Source organism: Bradyrhizobium canariense, assembly GCF_900105125.1.
Classification (GTDB): Bacteria; Pseudomonadota; Alphaproteobacteria; order Rhizobiales; family Xanthobacteraceae; genus Bradyrhizobium; species Bradyrhizobium canariense_A.
Map to the genome: position 1 here is coordinate 4,243,420 of NZ_LT629750.1, position 17,588 is coordinate 4,261,007.

General features: G+C 61.3%; 16 protein-coding genes and 2 riboswitches. Of the genes, 4 read left to right on the plus strand and 12 right to left on the minus strand.

Translation table 11 applies throughout. The features are described 5' to 3' along the window. Positions 1–8: 8 nt before the first annotated feature. Both BLV09_RS20280 and BLV09_RS20285 read right to left on the minus strand, forming a co-directional pair. Positions 9–1,208, minus strand: coding sequence for a CaiB/BaiF CoA transferase family protein (locus BLV09_RS20280; protein WP_146688621.1), 1,200 nt, complete (start codon positions 1,206–1,208; stop codon positions 9–11). A 101-nt stretch (positions 1,209–1,309) separates the two neighbouring features. Further along, positions 1,310–1,948, minus strand: coding sequence for a 2-hydroxychromene-2-carboxylate isomerase (locus BLV09_RS20285; protein WP_146688622.1), 639 nt, complete (start codon positions 1,946–1,948; stop codon positions 1,310–1,312). 261 nt (positions 1,949–2,209) lie between these two features. Between BLV09_RS20285 and BLV09_RS20290 the strand changes: the two genes are divergently transcribed. Further along, positions 2,210–2,719: a winged helix-turn-helix transcriptional regulator gene (locus BLV09_RS20290; protein ID WP_146688623.1), complete on the plus strand. Its 510-nt coding sequence runs from the start codon at positions 2,210–2,212 to the stop codon at positions 2,717–2,719. Positions 2,720–2,748: 29 nt separating this feature from the next. Here the strand turns inward: BLV09_RS20290 and BLV09_RS20295 are convergent, their stop codons facing one another. Further along, positions 2,749–3,960: an ABC transporter substrate-binding protein gene (locus tag BLV09_RS20295; protein WP_146688624.1), complete on the minus strand. Its 1,212-nt coding sequence runs from the start codon at positions 3,958–3,960 to the stop codon at positions 2,749–2,751. 626 nt (positions 3,961–4,586) lie between these two features. Next, on the minus strand, positions 4,587–5,840 hold the full coding sequence (locus BLV09_RS20300) for a D-amino acid dehydrogenase (RefSeq protein WP_146688625.1): 1,254 nt from the start codon (positions 5,838–5,840) through the stop codon (positions 4,587–4,589). A gap of 241 nt (positions 5,841–6,081) precedes the next feature. On the opposite strand from BLV09_RS20300, the gene BLV09_RS20305 reads away from it, so the two are divergent. Beyond that, a complete protein-coding gene (locus BLV09_RS20305) occupies positions 6,082–6,558 on the plus strand; it encodes an Lrp/AsnC family transcriptional regulator (RefSeq protein WP_100384168.1) in 477 nt (158 codons plus the stop codon). Positions 6,559–6,600: 42 nt separating this feature from the next. Here BLV09_RS20305 and BLV09_RS20310 read toward each other — a convergent pair whose 3' ends face one another. Continuing rightward, positions 6,601–8,037, minus strand: a complete 1,437-nt coding sequence (locus BLV09_RS20310; protein ID WP_167558818.1) for a PepSY domain-containing protein — start codon at positions 8,035–8,037, stop codon at positions 6,601–6,603. A gap of 14 nt (positions 8,038–8,051) precedes the next feature. After that, positions 8,052–10,118 (minus strand): TonB-dependent receptor, encoded by a 2,067-nt coding sequence (locus BLV09_RS20315; RefSeq protein ID WP_146688627.1) that lies wholly within the window; start codon positions 10,116–10,118, stop codon positions 8,052–8,054. A 103-nt stretch (positions 10,119–10,221) separates the two neighbouring features. Here BLV09_RS20315 and BLV09_RS20320 point away from each other — a divergent pair, with 103 nt between their 5' ends. Continuing rightward, positions 10,222–10,584 carry a hypothetical protein gene (locus BLV09_RS20320; RefSeq protein WP_167558819.1) on the plus strand — a complete coding sequence of 121 codons (363 nt, stop codon included), beginning with the start codon at positions 10,222–10,224 and terminating at the stop codon, positions 10,582–10,584. A gap of 79 nt (positions 10,585–10,663) precedes the next feature. After that, positions 10,664–10,867, minus strand: a riboswitch (cobalamin riboswitch). Positions 10,868–10,971: 104 nt separating this feature from the next. On the opposite strand, the gene bluB is transcribed toward BLV09_RS20320, so the two are convergent. From bluB to cobT, 6 genes are all read right to left on the minus strand, one after another. After that, entirely contained in the window at positions 10,972–11,676 is a 705-nt protein-coding gene (gene bluB, locus BLV09_RS20325; RefSeq protein ID WP_146688629.1) for a 5,6-dimethylbenzimidazole synthase, read from the minus strand. A gap of 95 nt (positions 11,677–11,771) precedes the next feature. Then, complete coding sequence (gene cobF / locus BLV09_RS20330; protein ID WP_146688630.1) at positions 11,772–12,536, minus strand: precorrin-6A synthase (deacetylating); 765 nt, start codon at positions 12,534–12,536, stop codon at positions 11,772–11,774. 40 nt (positions 12,537–12,576) lie between these two features. Next, complete coding sequence (locus BLV09_RS20335; RefSeq protein WP_146688631.1) at positions 12,577–13,140, minus strand: histidine phosphatase family protein; 564 nt, start codon at positions 13,138–13,140, stop codon at positions 12,577–12,579. A 10-nt stretch (positions 13,141–13,150) separates the two neighbouring features. After that, entirely contained in the window at positions 13,151–13,939 is a 789-nt protein-coding gene (gene cobS / locus BLV09_RS20340) for an adenosylcobinamide-GDP ribazoletransferase (protein WP_146688632.1), read from the minus strand. 57 nt (positions 13,940–13,996) lie between these two features. Next, positions 13,997–14,515: a bifunctional adenosylcobinamide kinase/adenosylcobinamide-phosphate guanylyltransferase gene (locus tag BLV09_RS20345; RefSeq protein ID WP_146688633.1), complete on the minus strand. Its 519-nt coding sequence runs from the start codon at positions 14,513–14,515 to the stop codon at positions 13,997–13,999. Further along, on the minus strand, positions 14,508–15,596 hold the full coding sequence (cobT, locus tag BLV09_RS20350; RefSeq protein WP_146688634.1) for a nicotinate-nucleotide--dimethylbenzimidazole phosphoribosyltransferase: 1,089 nt from the start codon (positions 15,594–15,596) through the stop codon (positions 14,508–14,510). Before cobT ends, BLV09_RS20345 begins: the two co-directional genes overlap by 8 nt. A gap of 214 nt (positions 15,597–15,810) precedes the next feature. Then, a riboswitch (cobalamin riboswitch) is annotated at positions 15,811–16,014 on the minus strand. 153 nt (positions 16,015–16,167) lie between these two features. Between cobT and tcuA the strand changes: the two genes are divergently transcribed. Further along, on the plus strand, positions 16,168–17,586 hold the full coding sequence (tcuA, locus tag BLV09_RS20355; RefSeq protein WP_146688635.1) for an FAD-dependent tricarballylate dehydrogenase TcuA: 1,419 nt from the start codon (positions 16,168–16,170) through the stop codon (positions 17,584–17,586). The last annotated feature ends 2 nt before the right edge of the window (positions 17,587–17,588 follow it).

Consider the following 17,588-nt stretch of genomic DNA (forward strand, 5'->3'; position numbering starts at 1 on the left):
GGCTCAGTTCAGACGGCCGCGCGCACCGCGCGGTCGCCGATCATCTGGTCGATGGCGCTATCATCGTAGCCCAACTCGCGCAGCACTTCGCGCGAATGCTGACCGACGCGCGGCGCCGGTCCTCCGATGGAAGCCGGATTAGTTTCGAAGCGGGCTGCGGGCTTCGGCTGCCGTATCCGTCCGACCATCGGTTGATCGAGTTCCGCAATGATGCCGCGCGCAACCACCTGCTCGTTATCGATGATCTCGCCGCGACGCAGAATCGGCGCGCAGGGAACATCTGCGGCATCAAGCCGTTCCAGCCATTCGGCGGTGGTATGCTGGGCAATATATTCCGCCATCCTGTTGATGCGGGCCGTGGCATTGACCGAACGCGCCGATGGTGTCGCAAACCGCGGATCCTTGGCAAGCTCCGGATCGCCTGAGGCCTTGCAGAAGCCCTGCCATTCGGAATCCGAGATCGTGCCGGCGGTGATGTAGCCGTCACTGGTCTTGAACACGAGATCCGGACGATCATTGGGATCGGCGGCCTTGGCTTCTGCACCAACCACGGTGTACTGCATCATGCCTTCCGGCCAGAGATACGAGATCATGACGTCGAGCATCGCGACCTGGATGTGATCGCCCTGCCCCGTTTTCTCGCGCGCATAGAGTGCCGAGGACACGGCCTGGGCGGTAAAGACCGCGGTGGTCTTGTCGCAGACGATGGTGCGGATCATTTGCGGACGATTGGTCACCGGCTGCGACTGAATATCGGCGAAGCCCGACAGCCCCTGGACGATCGGATCGTAAACCCGCTTTTTCACATAAGGTCCGGTATCGCCGACGCCGCTGATCGATACATAAATCAGGCGCGGATGACGCTGGCGCAATTCCTCGGCGCCCAGGCCCAGACGATCCATGGTGCCAGGCCGAAAATTCTGCACCAGGACGTCGGCCTGCGCGACGAGCTTGGCAAGGACCTCGCGACCAACCGTGCTCTTGACGTCGATCGACAGCGAGCGCTTGCCACGATTTGAAGAGATAAACAGCGCGGAAAATTCCCCGATCTTGTCGATGGTGGCGCGACTGCGACGCGTGATGTCACCGCCAATCGGTTCGATCTTGAGAACGTCGGCGCCCTGGTCCGCCAGGAACATGGTCGCGAACGGCCCTGAGACCACGCCCGTCAGATCGAGTACGCGAACACCATTGAGTGGGCCGGGCATGACATCCTCCTTGAGTTTTCTTTTGCTATCGAACCCGACGACAATCCAGTCCCGTCGTGCAAGTCCCGGACATCGACCTGACGTTCGCAGGCCGCAATTCCCTAGGCCGTTTTGGAGACAAGCTGGCGGGTCTGATCGACAATGGACTCCTCGACGTCGCGGAGCTGGTCCTTGCCGAAGAACATTTCCTCTCCGACGAAGAACGTTGGCGAGCCAAAGGCCCCGCGGCTGACCGCGTCCGTCGTCAAATCGATCAGTCTTTTCTTGACGTCGTCCTGCTGCGCGCGCGCGATCAGCTTGTCGATATCGATACCCGACGAGATAAACGCGCTGCGAAAGACTTCGAGGTCGTCCATCTTCTTCGGTTCTTCCCACATGTGATGATAGGCCGCGCGGAAATACTGTTCGAACAGGCCCTCGAACTGGGCCGCGACGGCACCTCGCATCAGCATCAGCGTGTTGACCGGGAAAAACGGATTCGAACGGAATTTTGTGATGTTATGGCGGCGAATAAACCGTTGGGTCTCCAGCGCCTGAAATTCGGGCTTGTTCTTGATCCCGCGAAGCGACTCGGCCGGCGACATATTGTTGGTCGCCTTGTAGATCCCTCCGAGCAGCACCGGAACGTACTCAAACTTCACGCCGGTGCGCCGTTCAATCGCCGGAAGCGCCAGTTCCGCCAGATAAGCGTTCGGACTGCCAAAATCGAACTGGAATTCAACCTTCAGGGGATTCTTCACCGGCTTCTCCTGCGGGAGCACGCGTTACGCAATGGGGAATCGGCGGCACGCGACCGACATCCGCGTTTGGCTACAATCTGTTCATACAGTTCTAAAAACGAACTGTCAATTCCGGCCTGCTTTGGCTAGGTTATTTCGATGATTAAGGGCTCCTCGGGTGGTTGTATCTCCCTGAGTGCCTATTTAGAATGGCATGACGGCCGCGGTTCCCTGGTCGATTCGAGGGAATCCTCAACGTGTTGCGATGACTGGAGAGCAGGAATGAAGTGGGACGCCCTGGAGGAGGAGCCATGTTCGCTGGCCCGGACCATTGGCGTAATCGGCGATCGCTGGACTCTTCTGATCCTGCGCGAATGCTTCCTGCGCACCCGGAGATTCGAGGGATTTCAATCCGCGCTCGGGATTACGCGCCATCTGCTCGCCGAGCGGTTGAAGAAGCTGGTCCGGCAGGGCGTCCTGCGGCGCATTCCGTACCAGGAGTCGCCGAAGCGGCATGAATACATCCTGACCCAAAAGGGACTCGACCTATATCCGGTCATGATGGCGCTGGTGCATTGGGGCGACACCCACATGGTCGACGAGCGCGGACGACCGCTGCTGCACGAGCATCGCAAGTGCGGGAAGATGTTTGATCCCGTGATGGTGTGCTCCGAATGCGGCGAGCCGCTGCTGGCCAAGGAAGTCCATACTCATCCCGGCCCCGGTGCACGCGCAGCAAGGATTCCGGCCGACAAGCCCGCGAAAACCAGGACACGCAAGCAGGCTGCTTGACCGTTAGCGGGAAGATCGCGGACATCACGTCATTCAGACTTGAGGTCGAGCACTTCGCCGAACTGCTGCCAGTTCGTGCCGCTCCAACGCTGCAGTTGCAGTTGCGTCCAGATCATGTTGTTGGTCGCGCTGGTATTGATCGAGATGCCCGGCATGGCGGTCGGAAGCACCAGATCCTTCAGGTTTTTGGCCTGCTTGACGATATTTTCACGGGACAGATCATTGCCGCACTGCTTGAGGATCTGCTCGAGTATCAGACCCTGCTGATAGCCTGTCAAATAATTGGTATCTCCGATATCCGACCCCGGCAGATATTTCGCGAAGAAGGCGCGGTAGCCCTTCATGCCGGCATCATCATCCCATTTCTGATCGGTCGGATCCTTGATGAACGTTCCCACGATCACGCCGACGGCTTTATCAAAGCCGGCCGGCTTGAGCGTTGACGATACCGAACTCGATGGAAAATCGACAATCAACGTCGGCTTCCATCCGATTTCGGCTACCTTGCGAATAGCCTGAGCCGCAAATTTCGGCGTGCCCGCGACCAAGAGCGCTTCCGCACCGGAACTCTTCAGCGTTACGACCTGCGAGTCGACGGTCGGGTCGCTCACCTCGTAGGCTGCGGTCACCACTCTCTTGTCGAAATCGTCCTTGAGGAAGGCCTTGAAGGCGTTGACGTAATCTTTGCCGAGATCGTCGTTCTGATAAAGAATTGCGTATTTCGCGTTTGGCAGCACCTTGGTCAGGTATTTGGCGTAGATTTTTCCTTCTGTATCGAAACTGACGAGCCCCGTCGTCGACAACGGAAAAGCCGCGACGTTGGTGAACTTGCTCGATCCGCTGATAAGGGCGATGGATGGGACGCCTTTGAGCGCCAGATATTTTGCGGACGCGGTATTTCCAGGCGTTCCAAGCTGGCTGAAGATAAACGCGACCTCGTCACTTTCAACCAGCTCGCGGACATGCTCCACCGCTTTCGGAGGGCTGTAGGCATCGTCCATTGCGATGTAGTTGATCTTGCGCCCATCGATCCCGCCGCGGTCGTTTATCGACTGAACGTAGGCCAGAACCCCTTTGGCGACGACGCCGATTGACGACGCGGGGCCACTGAGCGGAAACACCCCGCCGATCTTGATCTCGGTCGGCGTAACGCCTGGCGCATCCGCTGCGAACGCCGGTGCGGATAGCGCGAGCCCGAGCGCCAGCGCTGCCGATACAAGCTTGAACAACTGCCCTGACATGAATTCCTCCCTGGCCGTAACCGCGGCGTCTCGCCCTGTGATGCGTGTCTGGCCGACACGTCGTGGCCGTTGCGGTCGGCCATCCTGCAATCTCATTACAGTTCTTTTTTAGAACTAGTCAAGCGCCTCCGGAAATTGAACCGCTTGTCCTCCGCCGGACAAGCCCCGCCCTCCGCCCTGGAAACGAACTTTTGCGGATATGATCCAAAACCGACAGCGGTGACGATCGGCATGTATGACAGGGGTTTTTGCTATTCGTGCGCCTGACGACGGTGGTTTGCCGTTCATGCGCAAAATCCGGCTTTCCAGAACGCGACGAAAATCGTCCTTTCTGGAAAGCACATGATATAATTCAATTAAAGAACTTGGATTGCGCTGAAGCTTACGGCGCTCGCCGGACTGAGAGAGACCGGCTAAGCGAAGCGGACCTCGCTGATATCGATCGACACCATTAGCAATTCCAGGATCGGCCGACGGTCGGGCGCGCATTTATTGACTTTGTCGCCGCGGTCTACGGATAAGGCTTCTGATTTCGCAAAATCTTCAAAACCGCTTTGGCAATTCGCAGGCTGCCAGGAGTTCTCTTCGCGCGCATCCGCGCCCGTTCAGCATCGCACCGACGACACCTATTGATAGCGCCGGATCGAGAGCTCTTCCGCCGCCACCTCCGGTTTTAATCCCGCGATCTGGTCGGTCACGATGCGCGCGGCGCCACATGCCATGGTCCAACCCAGCGTGCCGTGGCCGGTGTTCAGATGCAGATTGTTGAGCCGTGTCGGGCCGATGATCGGAGGACCGTCAGGAGTCATTGGCCGCAAGCCGCTCCAGAATGTCGATCGAGCGATATCCCCACCGCGCGGAAACAGGTCCGTCAGAGAACGATCGAGCGGCGCTCGACGATCCGACCGAAGTCTCACTTTGTAGTCACCGACCTCCGCCGTGCCGCCGACGCGAATACGGTCGCCAAGCCGCGTGATCGCAACCTTGTAACTTTCGTCCATGACGGTCGATTGCGGCGACGCCGCTTCATCCGCAATCGGCACGGTGATCGAATAACCCTTGACCGGGTAGACCGGAATGTCGATGCCCAGCGGCCGCAGCAGCAAGGGCGAAAAGCTGCCAAGCGCCATGAGATAGGTGTCGGCCGAAAACACCCCCTTGTCCGTCGTTACCTGGGCAACGTGGCCGCCCGCGACATCGATCGTCTTGATTGTGACACCGTACACAAAACGCACGCCAAGATCGGCTGCGACTTTCTCCAGGCGTTGCGTGAACAGATGACAGTCGCCGGTCTCGTCATCCGGCAGGCGCAAGCCACCGACAAACGAAACCCGCGCCGCCGCGAGCCCTGGCTCGGCGCGCACGCAGCCATCACGATCCAGCACCTCGAAGGGTACATTGTACTGGCGCAGAATCTCCACGTCGCCGCCGATGGCATCGAGCTGCGACTGTTTCCGGAACAGTTGCAGCGTGCCCTGGCTGCGATCATCGTAGGTGATGCCGATATCGGCGCGCAGGGCCCGCAAACAGTCTCGGCTGTATTCGGCGACCCGAACCATTCGCGACTTGTTGATTGCATAGCGCGCGGCGGTGCAATTGCGCAGCGTTTGGATCAGCCAGCGCCACATCGCGGGATCGAGCTGCGGCCGCACCACGAGCGGACCATATTGGTCGAGAATCCATCGCACCGCCTTCGCCGGAACACCGGGACCGGCCCATGGCGAGGCATATCCGGGCGACACCTCGCCGGCATTGGCGAAGCTGGTTTCGAGGCCCGGACCCGGCTGACGGTCGAGAACCGTCACGTCGAAACCTGCCTTGGCGAGATAATAGGAGGTCGTCACGCCGACGACGCCGGCCCCCATGACCAGAACTTTCATGGCCGTGCGCACGCTCCCGGATCAATCGTCGGCACTGCGCCGACATGTCGAGCGCCGCCATTCCTCACCGCACCTGTCACCCCGAATCCATCCTGTTAGAAGCCAAGGTGAAGGGAGAATGCCAGAGAGTTCGGGGAGATATTCGGCGAATTCCTCTCTCCAATGGCCTCCACGCGCCAGAAAACGGCAGACTATCTCATATTTTTCGCGTATTTCTGCGCCGAAGACAGAGGCAGGCTGCATGACGACAGAACCCGACTCCATCGACCGGAAAATCATGCATGAACTCGTGCAGGATGCGCGGATCAGCCAGGTTATCCTCTCGGAGCGTGTCGGGCTTTCGCCGACCGCCTGCGCAAGGCGTCTGCAACAACTGGAGAAAGCCGGCGTCATCCGGGGGTATTCAGCGGAAATCGATGCGACGGAGCTCGGCTTCCTGATGACCGTGTTCGTTCACATTACGCTGGATCGTCAAAACGAGGATGCGCTCGCTGCTTTTGAAAAAGAAATCAAGAAATGCCCCGACGTCGTGTCCTGCTATCTGATGTCGGGAAATGACGACTATCTCGTACAGGTGCAAGCGCGCGACATGGAAGACTACGAGCGCATCCACAAACAACATCTGTCGCGGATGCCGGGCGTCGCACGGCTGCACTCCAGCTTCGCGATGCGTAGCGTGGTCAAGCGCAGCATCTCGCCGGCGGCGCTGAGTGGCTGATTGCCGTCGCGGCCGTCCGGCCGAGGCGCATCAATGCCAAGGTTAGCCCTTTGCAACGGTGTTTCGCAGCCTCTGCCAGGCGAGCACGACACCTGAGAGACTGAACACAAAGCCGCATCCGCATAGCACGACGATGAGGATCGAACGCAGCCACGGAGGGTGCCTCAACCACGAAAAGTTAAGCGTGTGCAGCCCGCCAAAAAGCCAGCGATAGGCGCGACGCGACGGATCGATCCGATTCAACAATTCCCCCGTTGCGCCGTCGATGTCGAACCAGATGTCGCTGCAGACGATTCGAAACACCGGCTCATCGGACGTTATCCGGGTTACCTCATAGGGATCATCGGCGTCGAGAACCGAGGCGTTGCTACAATCGCGACCAAGACGTTTAGCGGCGGCGTCTATTTCGTTCTCCTGGAGAAATGTCCGCGGGTACGAGGTCGCGTCCGCTTCCGGTGCGGCCTGAACCAGCCGATGCGCGCCGGCCATGTCACGGTCGCGGCGATAGATACGTCCGTCGAACGCAAACCATTCGATTTCCTTTAATCCGGCGTGCAGGCGGCGCACTTCGTCGGACCGGAGCTGATTCCATGCTGTGGGGTCCGCTATCGCGAGCGCGTCGACGCGAGTAGCGTTGCCGGAGAATAAGCGGCCGTCATCCATCGACAGCCAGCCGCTGAAGATCCAGCTCAAGATGAAGGGTGCACAGACCAGACCGAAGCCATAGTGCCACGCCTGCAAGCCTCGGTGGGGGGATGCCGCGTTTCGATTGGTGGCGATCAACCGCATCAGGCCGATGATGAAGCCGACACCAGCGCCGATCGTTGCGAATAGCGCAAGCCACCACAACAGCGCGCTCCATGCTTGCGGGTGATGACGCAAGGCAGTCGGATAGATCCAGTGCGCAATGCTTCCGAGATAGTTCAGCAGGCGCATGTGACGCGTGGTGATGACAACAATGCTGCCTGTCGCCGAGGACACGTAGAGATCGGTGCCGCTGCTGTCATTGAGTGAAACGCGGTACAGCGGACGATCGGAATCATATTCTCCCGAAACGGTCCACTGATCGTAAGTTATCGGGCTGGCGATCCCGGCATGCGAAGGGTCAAGCCCACGATCGCGCGCGTAGGCGATTGCGATGTCCAGGACGGTTCGATCCGAATGAACTCCGCCGTCCGCAAGGTCGAGAGCGCGAAGCGCTTTCACCTCCGATGGCCCGAAGATCAAATAGATCGGCTGGTCGCTCCGTCCGATGAGGCGGACCCGTAAGGCATCGTGGATGCCGCTGGCGGCGATCGCTTCCGCCGGACTGTGCGCGATCTCCTCGGAATTGATCGGCGCCAGCCCGCGGAAGTGCCCCGCGTCCGTCCGAGCCGGGAACGGCACGAAATGCATCGCGATTCCCGATGCGAACCACATCGCAAACAGAAGGCAGAACGCCACGCCCCACCAGCGATGCAGCACGATCAGGACACGCATCGCGGGGCCGGTACTTACCATTTCGCGGAAGCGGACAACTCATAGGTTCGCGGCGCGCCGAGCAGTACCTGATCGGGATAACCCGGATCGGACCACGCGGCGTACACGGCGTTGGTGATGTTGCGCACCCTGAATTTAACGCGCATCGTGTCGATGCCCTGCCATGGCAGATCCCGTTTCGGGATATCGACGAATGCGTACAGGTCGGCGGTGGTGTACGCGTCCATCGTGGTCGCATCGTCCTCAAACAAGTAACGGTTTCCGACATAGCGAAGCGATCCGCCGATCTCGACCGGCCAGCGCCAATTGTTGAAGCGATAGGAGGCCCCGGCATTGACGATGAGAGGAGCCACGTTCGACGGCGTGTTGCCGCTCACAGATTCACCGTCGATGTAAAAGTTGGCATAGCGGGCTTGCGTCACGGCGGCATTGGCCCAGAGTTTTACGTTGTCGACGGGATTCACCGCGCCTGAAAGTTCGATGCCTTTGGTCCTGATCTCACCGGCCAGGGCCGATGTCGTATCGTTGATCTGCACGTAAACATTTTGTCTCTGGATATCATAGGCCGCGAGCGTCCACTCCGCCTTGCCGTCCCAGAACAACTGCTTGACGCCGGTCTCATAGATGCGGGAGCTTGTCAGTTCGAGCGATGTTCCGGGCGTCACAGAAAAGATGCCGGCCGCGGCCGGATCGAATGCGGTCGCGTACATGCTGTAGAAAACGAGGTTGTGAACCGGCTCGAACGTATAGGCCGCGCGATAGGACACCGGCGTCCACGTCTTGCTGAAGGGCTGCCCGGCGGGGATCGTGCCATCGAAGTTGATGCCATCCCGCTCCAGCCTGAAATCATCGACCCGGACGCCGCCGATCAATGCGAGCATCGGCGTCAGCTTGAGACGGTCTTCGATCGACCCGGCGAGCGTATCGAGGTGGCTGTTTCGGACGTCGGGCTCGGGCGGACCGCCGGGCACATCGTAACCCCCGGGATCCGGATTGAGCACGGAAACCGTATCGGCCGGGAAAACGTCCGGATTACCCTCCTGCGTGAACTTGATGTCGTTGCGGCTCACCTGGAGTTGCGCCGCGAGACGGTTCTCCATGCCGAAGAACGCGCCGTTCCATGCAAGGTCGGTGTTGTCGCCGGTGACGTGCTGATTGTGCGTGACAAAGAAGCGATCGCGATCGATGGTCGAACTGGCGAGGTCGAAGGCGTAGGTCTCGCTGTCGAACCAGTGTCGTTGAGCGCTATAATCATAGACCTGGTTCTTGATCGTGACGTCGTTACTGAGCGCCCATTCGAATCCGCCGCGCAGCCAAAGCTCGTGAGCACCGACGGAATTGTCGGCAACGTTGTAATTGGTCGTCAGGGTCCGCGAGTCCACGGTCAGCGGCCCAAGGATGCTGCCGTCGAACGTATTGACCGCCGTGCCCGAAACCACGCCGCTCTTGGCGAAGGGTCCGGCAAACGAGAGCGGGACCAGCGGAGTTCCCCAATAGGCATGACCTCCGTCGTTCTTGTACTCGATAGCCGCGAACACCTTGAACGTGTCGGACACCCGATAGTTCAGTTGCGTCGAGAAGTTCGTAAGATTCTCGAAGTCGCCGTCGATGAAGCTGGCGACTTTGGACTGGCTCACGTCGAAACGATAATCCAGTCCCGCAACCGCGGTGCTGCCGCCCGAGCCGAAATGCGTCCGATAGGTTCCCAGCGAATCCAGCGAGGTATCCAGTTCGTTTTTGATCGGGCCACTGGTCGGCGTCCGCGTCACGTAATTGACCGAACCGCCGATCGCATCCAGTCCGGACATCAGGGAAGACGGACCTTTGAGAAATTCCACTCGATCGAGATTCGCCGTATCCATGACGCGCGACGTGATGTCTTGCGGACCGGTCCAGATTCCGTTGTAGAGGACGTTCACCCCGCTATAGGTGAAGCCTCGCATGGAGAACCCGGCCGGCGCGCCGGCCGCATCGCCGGATAGCACGCCGACCGCGCCTTGCGCGGTTTCCGTGGTGGTTCGGTAACCCTGCTCCTGCATCTTCTGTTGGTCGACGATTTCGACCGATGCCGGCGTCTCCATGACAGTGAGCCCGAGTCTGCTCGCGCTGGTCGCGACCACGTTAGTGTTGAGCGGGGTCCGCGCCGCTTCAACGTTGACGGCCGGTTGCGGTTTCGGCTTCGCCGTGTTCCTCGCGGCGGCCGGTCTGATACGTTTCCCCGCGCCGGACGCGTCGGCGCCAATCCGCGACGCAGGTTTTGGCTTCGCCGGCGAGACAACGACTGGCTCAAGCGTTCCCCGGTTTTGTCCTGAAGCGGTTTGCGCCGATGCAGGTCTCTCCGCACTGACGAACAGCAGCAAGGCCAGGCTAAGCGGTAGCGCCGAGGCTGAAAGACAATGCCGCTTTGCGGAGTATGGTTCAGTTGAGGAGGATGGTTCGGCCAAGCGACCGCAGCCCCGCGACCGCGCGCGGAGTTCACAGATTCTGAAAGTCGACACAGTTTTGCTCGACGGCGAATATTCAAACCGTCAGGCGCGTTTGCTGTGACGATCTGCCCTTCGCCTCTAATGCGGCAGATCAACACAACTCTCACAACGCTTCGGAGCACCCCGCCCGACGCGTTCGCGCATGACCATGACTGGTAGCAGGTTTCCTGGCTCACGGGTCGTCGCCTTCAACCACCTTCCCAGGACTAAACGATCCCAGTGGTATTAATGGTTGTCAGCTCGCCGCTTACAGTTGCGGGGGCAGCTGCGGCATTGCCTGTCGTAACAGACGCACCGCATTCCCTTGATTAGCCCTTGCGGGCACTACCGACCATGAACGTGGCATCAGATCACATCCGCGTCAACAGACGAATCCGAAAGAGATTGTGGACTTGCCTTGCAAGACATCTCTTCCATCAGCGACGCGGTTGTCGGCGCACACAAACGATCAGAGATATTGGAAGAGTGGATCAGACGTGTCTTGGCCGCGCCAACAGTCGATCGACACGACGTCGGACAGCGGCGTGCGCGGCAACCAGCCGACGCTTTCCAGCTCCGGCTTCCGGAAGAAATGCGAGACGTAGCCAACACAGAGATAGGCGACTGGCTGGATCGACGGGGGGATAGCGAGCGCCTCGCGCAGATCGTCGTATCTGATAATGCTGACCCAGCCGACGCCGATATTTTCCACTCGGGCAGCGAGCCAGAGATTTTGTACCGCGCAAACCGCGCTGTAGAGATCCATATCGGCCTGATGGGTTCGTCCAAGCACGACGGGACCGGTACGGTTGCGGTCACAGGTGATGCAGATTCCGACCGGTGCCTCGACGATGCCCTCCAGCTTGAGCCGGCGGTAGGCCTGCTGCTTTTCATCCTCGAACATCCCGGCGGCTTCCAGGTTCGCGGCCTGAAACGAATCCCTCACCTTTTGCTTGATGGCGCGATCCCTGACGACGATGAAATCCCAAGGCTGCATGAAACCGACCGACGGCGCATGGTGGGCTGCACCGAGGAGGCGCGCCAGCACCTGATCCGGGATCGGAGTTGGAAGAAATTGCCCGCGCACGTCGCGGCGATTGAAGATGCATTTGTAGACGGCATCGCGCTCGGCGGAGGAAAATTCGGCGTCGACCTGGATGTCCTGGGATTCCATCGTCTTCTCTTTCATCACGAGCGAGCACCAGCATGGTCGCTGGACAGCTTGATTGCAATCACGGTACCGGCGCGCAAGCAGCTTGAGTCACGGTTTCAGCATCGGCCGCGATCGGATTTTCGCAGCAAATACGTATCCATGATCCAGCCGTGCTGTTGGCGCGCGAGCTTGCGTGCCGCTTCGATCTTGTCCTTGACGTCGGCGAGCCTTCCCGAGATCAGGATTTCGTCATCGGTCCCGAGATAGGCGCCCCAGAAGATATCGAGATCCGGTTCCGCCAGGCTCGCAAAAGCCTGGGTGCCGTCGAGCAACACGACGACGCTGCCGAATTCATCCGGAAAACCGTGGGCAAGCTTGCGTCCCGTGGTCAGCAGCACACTTTCCCCGATCTGGTTGAGGACGACGCGATGTTTTGCCGCCAGAACCTGCACGCTGCTGATGCCCGGGATCACTTGAATCTCCAGCGCCAGCCCTTTGATGCGGATGCGCTCGATGATCCGCAGCGTGCTGTCATAGATCGCCGGATCGCCCCACACCAGAATCGCGCCGATTTCGTTTTCTTCAAGCTCGTGTTCGAACAATCGAGCATAGATGTCGGCGAGGCGGCTATGCCATTCGTCGACACTGGCAAGATAATCGCCGGAACTCGTGCGTTGCGGCACGTCGACACTGATGGTGCGGTAATCGGCATTTTCAATGAAGCGCTCGCAGATGGCTGTCCTCAGGTCACGCAGGGCGGCCTTCTCGGCTCCCTTGTCGGGAATGAAAAAGACGTCGGCTTGATTAAGCGCCTTGATCGCCTGGATCGTCATATGATCGGGATCGCCGACGCCGATGCCGATCACGAAAATCTTTCGCATCTTTCCTCCGCTATCCGCCCTGGTTCAAACATGAGACGTTTCAACGGTTGACGCAAACGACGCGCCAGCCGTTCGTCAGCCGGTCGATCCGGGTCAGCGACAGCGGATCGATCGCGAAGCGCAACGCCGGTTCCGGACCGGCATCGAGCGCGATCGCAAGCGCCGCGCGCACCGTGCCGGAGTGCACCACCAGCACGACGTCGCCCGGCGGCAGCGCCGCCAGACCGTCGCGGACACGGACGATCTGGTCGGCAAAACTTTCGCCGCCCGGTGGCCTGCTATTGGCAGGCATCCGCCAGAAATCGCGGTAGGCGGCGCCGAGCTCGCGGGCGAGATCGTCATGACGGCGGCCCGTCCACTCTCCGAAGTTCTGTTCGCGGAAGTTCGGCTCGGGTTTCGGCCGCAGTCCCAGCGCGACCGCCGTCTCGAGCGTCCGAACACTCGGACTGGCGAATTGCGCGGCCTCGACCGGTAATTTCGCACGGAGCGCCCTGAACGCTGCGTCATCTCCGGTGTCGGCGGCCGCATCGGAATCATGGATCACACCCTTCGGTCCCTTAACCGGCGCATGCCGGATCAGCCACAGACGATTGTCTTTACTCATGGCGCGGCCCTCACGACAGGCGCGCGGCGAGCATGACCAGCACCGCGGTTTCCACAACCTGCTCCACCGCGCCGAACACGTCGCCGGTCACCCCGCCGATCTGCCGTTGTGCCAGCGTGGCCACGGCCGTCGCGGCGGCGGCCGTTACAACGACCTCCAGCAATGCCAGTTTTGCCGGCAGGCACAGCAGCGCGATCACGACGGCGATGACGATCGCCATTAAAGCGCTTGCGAGGTCGGGCCGTCCCGCCGATTTGCCAAGTCCGTCGTCGCGGGCGAACGGCATGTTTGCCGCAAGAACAGGAATGGCCGCTCGTGAAAGCGCATGCGCCACAACGAGCCCCGGAATGATGGCGGCAGTGGAAAAACTCGCCAGCGCCGACCATCTGGCCGAAAAGCTGACCAGCAACGCGAGGGCGCCGTAGGTGCCTATTCGGCTGTCGCGCATGATCGCGAGCTTCGCGGCGCGATCGCGACCGCCGCCAAACCCGTCGCCGACATCGGCAAGCCCGTCCTCATGCAGCGCGCCCGTCAACGCCGCCCCCGCACCAATCGCCAGCGCCGCCGCGGCCAGTGGTGGAATGCCCATCTTCAGCATGGCCCGATCGACGAGCCCGACGGCGAGGCCGATCATTGCGCCGACTAGCGGGAACGCCCGTTGGGCGCGCGCCAGGCCTTCAGGCTTCGTACCTTCGGGCTGTGGCATCGGCACCCGCGTCAGCAGCGCCACCGCGAGGCGAAGGTCGTCGATCCAGTCCCGGAAATGGTCGGCAGCCGTTGATTGATTTTCGTCGCGCATGATGTGGTCTCGATCTCTGCCATCTCGCTGCCGCTGTCGGCGAACCGGCGCGTTCCATCATTTCAGCCGTACGCCGCAGCCCGCCACCATCAGCCATGCTTCCGATGCCCGCGACGCGGTGCGCTGGCCAAGCAGGCCCACCAGATCGCGAAACCGACGTAGCTCCTTGTCCATCGGTACAGGACTCCAGCCAATCTCGTCGCCGACCACAATGACCGGATGCGGTGCCGCGCAGAAGCCGTCAAGCTGGCGCTCCCATGTGGCAATCAGACTCCCATCATCCTGATCGAGGCGATCGGCCAGCCACAGCGTCATGCTGTCGATCAACGCCCCGGAAGGCGTCGGCCGCAGATCGGCCAGCGCCTGCGCGATATCGGCGGGAGCCTCAAGCGTGCGCCACGCCGCCATCCGCTCGGCGCGATGCCGCCGTACACGCTCGGCCATTTCGGCATCGCTGGCGTCGGAACGATAGGTCGCGACGAACACCACATTCTCTCCCCAGGCTTTCGCGATCTCGACCGCGCGATGGCTCTTGCCGCTGCGCGTCGGTCCGGTGAGGAAAATCAGCTCAGCCATGCCCGCAATCCGCCGGTTGTGGCTGCAATGTTCCGGCCAGAACCTCCGAAAGGTCCGCCATCTCGATCAGGATACCGGCAGCGGCCCGCAGCAATGGCACCGCGATGACGGCACCGGTGCCCTCGCCGAGCCGTAGTCCCAGATCGAGGTAAGGCTTTGCATCGAGCGCCTCCAGCAACAGGGTGTGACCGCGCTCGGCGGAGCGATGTGAAAACACGCAATAGTCGCGCGCCGCGGGCTGCAGCCGCACCGCGACCAACGCCGCCGCGGTTGCGATAAACCCGTCGATGATCACAGGCCGGCGACGTGCCGCACTCCCGAGTACCGCTCCGGCCATCATCGCAATCTCATAGCCGCCGAATTCGGCCAGCACCTCAAGCGGCGAGTTCGCTTTGCTGCGCGAGGCGGCTCGTTCCGCAACCGCGAGCTTGCGTGCGACCCCTGCGGTATCGAGACCGGCTCCGGCGCCGACGCAGTCGGCCAGCGGCGCCGGCGCAAGCCGATGCATCAAGAGCGCGGCTGACGTCGTATTACCGATACCCATTTCGCCAATCGCCACCACGTCGGTACCGGCATCGATGGATGCCGCGACGATCGATGCACCTCTCGCAAGACAATCGCTCACCTCCTGAGGGGTAAGCGCCGCTTGATGCGCGGCGTTGCGGCTGCCGCGCCGTATCTTCGCGTCGATCAATCCAGGATGCGCCGGGATGTCGGCATCGACGCCGGCATCGATCACCTGCACGTCAACGCCCGACGCCTTCGCGAGTGCATTGACAGCGGCGCGCCCGGCAAGATACGTCGCGACCATCGCGCGGGTGACATTCGCCGGATAGAGCGAAACGCCCTCCGCGGTGAGACCATGGTCGGCTGCGAAGACGAAGACAACGGCGCGCTCGGTGCGCGGCGCCAGCGGGTGCCAGATCAACCCGAGCTGGACCGCGAGATCCTCGAGGCGGCCGAGCGAGCCGAGCGGCTTCGCCTTGCCGTCAATTCGGCTACGTAACTGTGGCTCCAGTGAATGATCGACCGGTTCGATCTGCCAGTCATTCGATCCAGCGGACGATGCTTTGGTGTCCATTTATTTTACTCAGGTCAGATAGAGAACGTAACGAGCCAGCGACCGCACGAGCGAAGCAGTCCTGCTGCTCGCGTACAGCGCGCGGGCGACCGCGTGATGGAGGGCATCATGGCTTCGGCGTCAGGCGGCTGCGCGCCACCAATCGAACCGAGGCTATGCCGAGTGAACGACTGTTGAATACCACTTCCCCTCTCTTCGACCCACCGTCGAACGAGTCGATCCAGTGTCTTCGGCCGGTCTCCTGGCTCACGGACAATGTCCTCGATCGTCTTCCCAATACCGCTTCGCGGCGTTCAGTGACGTCTTTGATCGAGGACGATCCGCCTACAGTTGCGGGGGCAGCAGCGGCTTGGGTGAACTCTCACCTGACCGCATTCCCGTTTCACCTCTCGCGAGGCACCGAAAGACGGAACCACGAGAGCATGATGCACGCCGTCGCGCAAGCGGGCCGGAGTGCCAATCGCCAGGGATGCCCACGCGGTTGACAACGTGGTCCGCCCTCCTATCAGTTCATCGATCTCATCAGGGCAACAGGGAATGCGATGCGGGACATGATCGAGCGAGCACGATCATGAGTGAAACGGCCGTCTCTCGGGGCCTCGACGTTCTCGTGGTCGGCGGCGGCAGCGCCGCGCTGTGCGCGGCGATCGCAGCGCGGCGCAGCGGCGCGTCCGTACGGCTGGTCGAGCAAGCCCCGGCCTCGCTGCGCGGCGGCAACACCCGCCACGCGCGCAATTTCCGCCTGATGCATGACCGGCCGGCATGGTATGTGCCGGATAATTATGGCGAAGACGCCTTCTTCAAGGACCTGCTTCGCGTCACACACGGCGCGACCGATGAGCAACTGGCGCGCGTTCTGATCCGTGGCTCCGCCACCATCGCCACATGGCTCGACGGCAACGGCGTGCGCCTGCAAGATCCGGCCAGCGGGGTGATGCCTTATTCGAAGCGGACGGCTTTTTTCCTCGGTGGCGGCAAGGCGATGATCAACGCGCTCTACGCGACCGCGGCCAAGCTCGGCGTGACGATCGACTATGACAGCGAAGTCGTTGCGCTCGCGTTTGGCGAAGACCGGGATTGCGAAGCCGACATCCTTCATGACGACCGCATCGATCGCATCACACCGAAGACCCTGGTTCTGTGCTCCGGCGGCCATCAGGCCAATATCGACTGGCTTCGCGAAAGTTTTGGCGACGCCGCCGACAATTTCATGATCCGCGGCACGCCCTATGTCACCGGCTCGGTGTTGCGCCTGCTGCTCGACGCCGGCGTGAAGCCGGTCGGCAACCCCTCGCGCGCTCATATGGTTGTGGTCGACGCCCGCGGACCAAAGTTCGATGGCGGTATCGTCACCCGCATCACCGCTATTCCACACGGCATCGTCGTCGACCATGACGGCCGACGATTTCACGACGAGGGCGAGGACGCACGCAAGACGCATTTTGCCCGCTGGGGCGCGCGCATCGCGGCCTGTCCGGGCCAGATCGCCTATCTGATCCTGGATGCGAAAGGGTTCGGCCGCGCCTTGCCGACAGCGCTGCCACCGATCCGGGCCGACACCGTCGCGTCACTCGCGAGCGCGGTCGGCCTCAATCCGGCGGCGCTTGAAACCACGATCATGGATTTCAATGCCGCAACCGGAGACGACGATAATGTGCCGGCGATCGAACGTTGCACCAAGGGGCTTGTCCCACCGAAATCGCGCGCCGCGCTCCCGCTCGTGGTCCCGCCATTCGCTGCCTATCCGCTGCGGCCGGGCGTGACGTTCACGCATTTCGGCGTAGCCGTGGACGATCGCATGCGCGTGATGAAGAACGATGGCAGCCCCGCGCGCAACGTGTTCGCGGCCGGCATGATCATGGCGGCGAACGTGCTCAGCAATGGCTACCTCGCAGGACTTGGCGTCACGCTTTCGGCCGTGTTCGGGCGGCTCGCCGGCGAAGAAGCCGCGCGGCGGGCCCAACCCGGCGAACGAGGCGATGGCGATTGAGA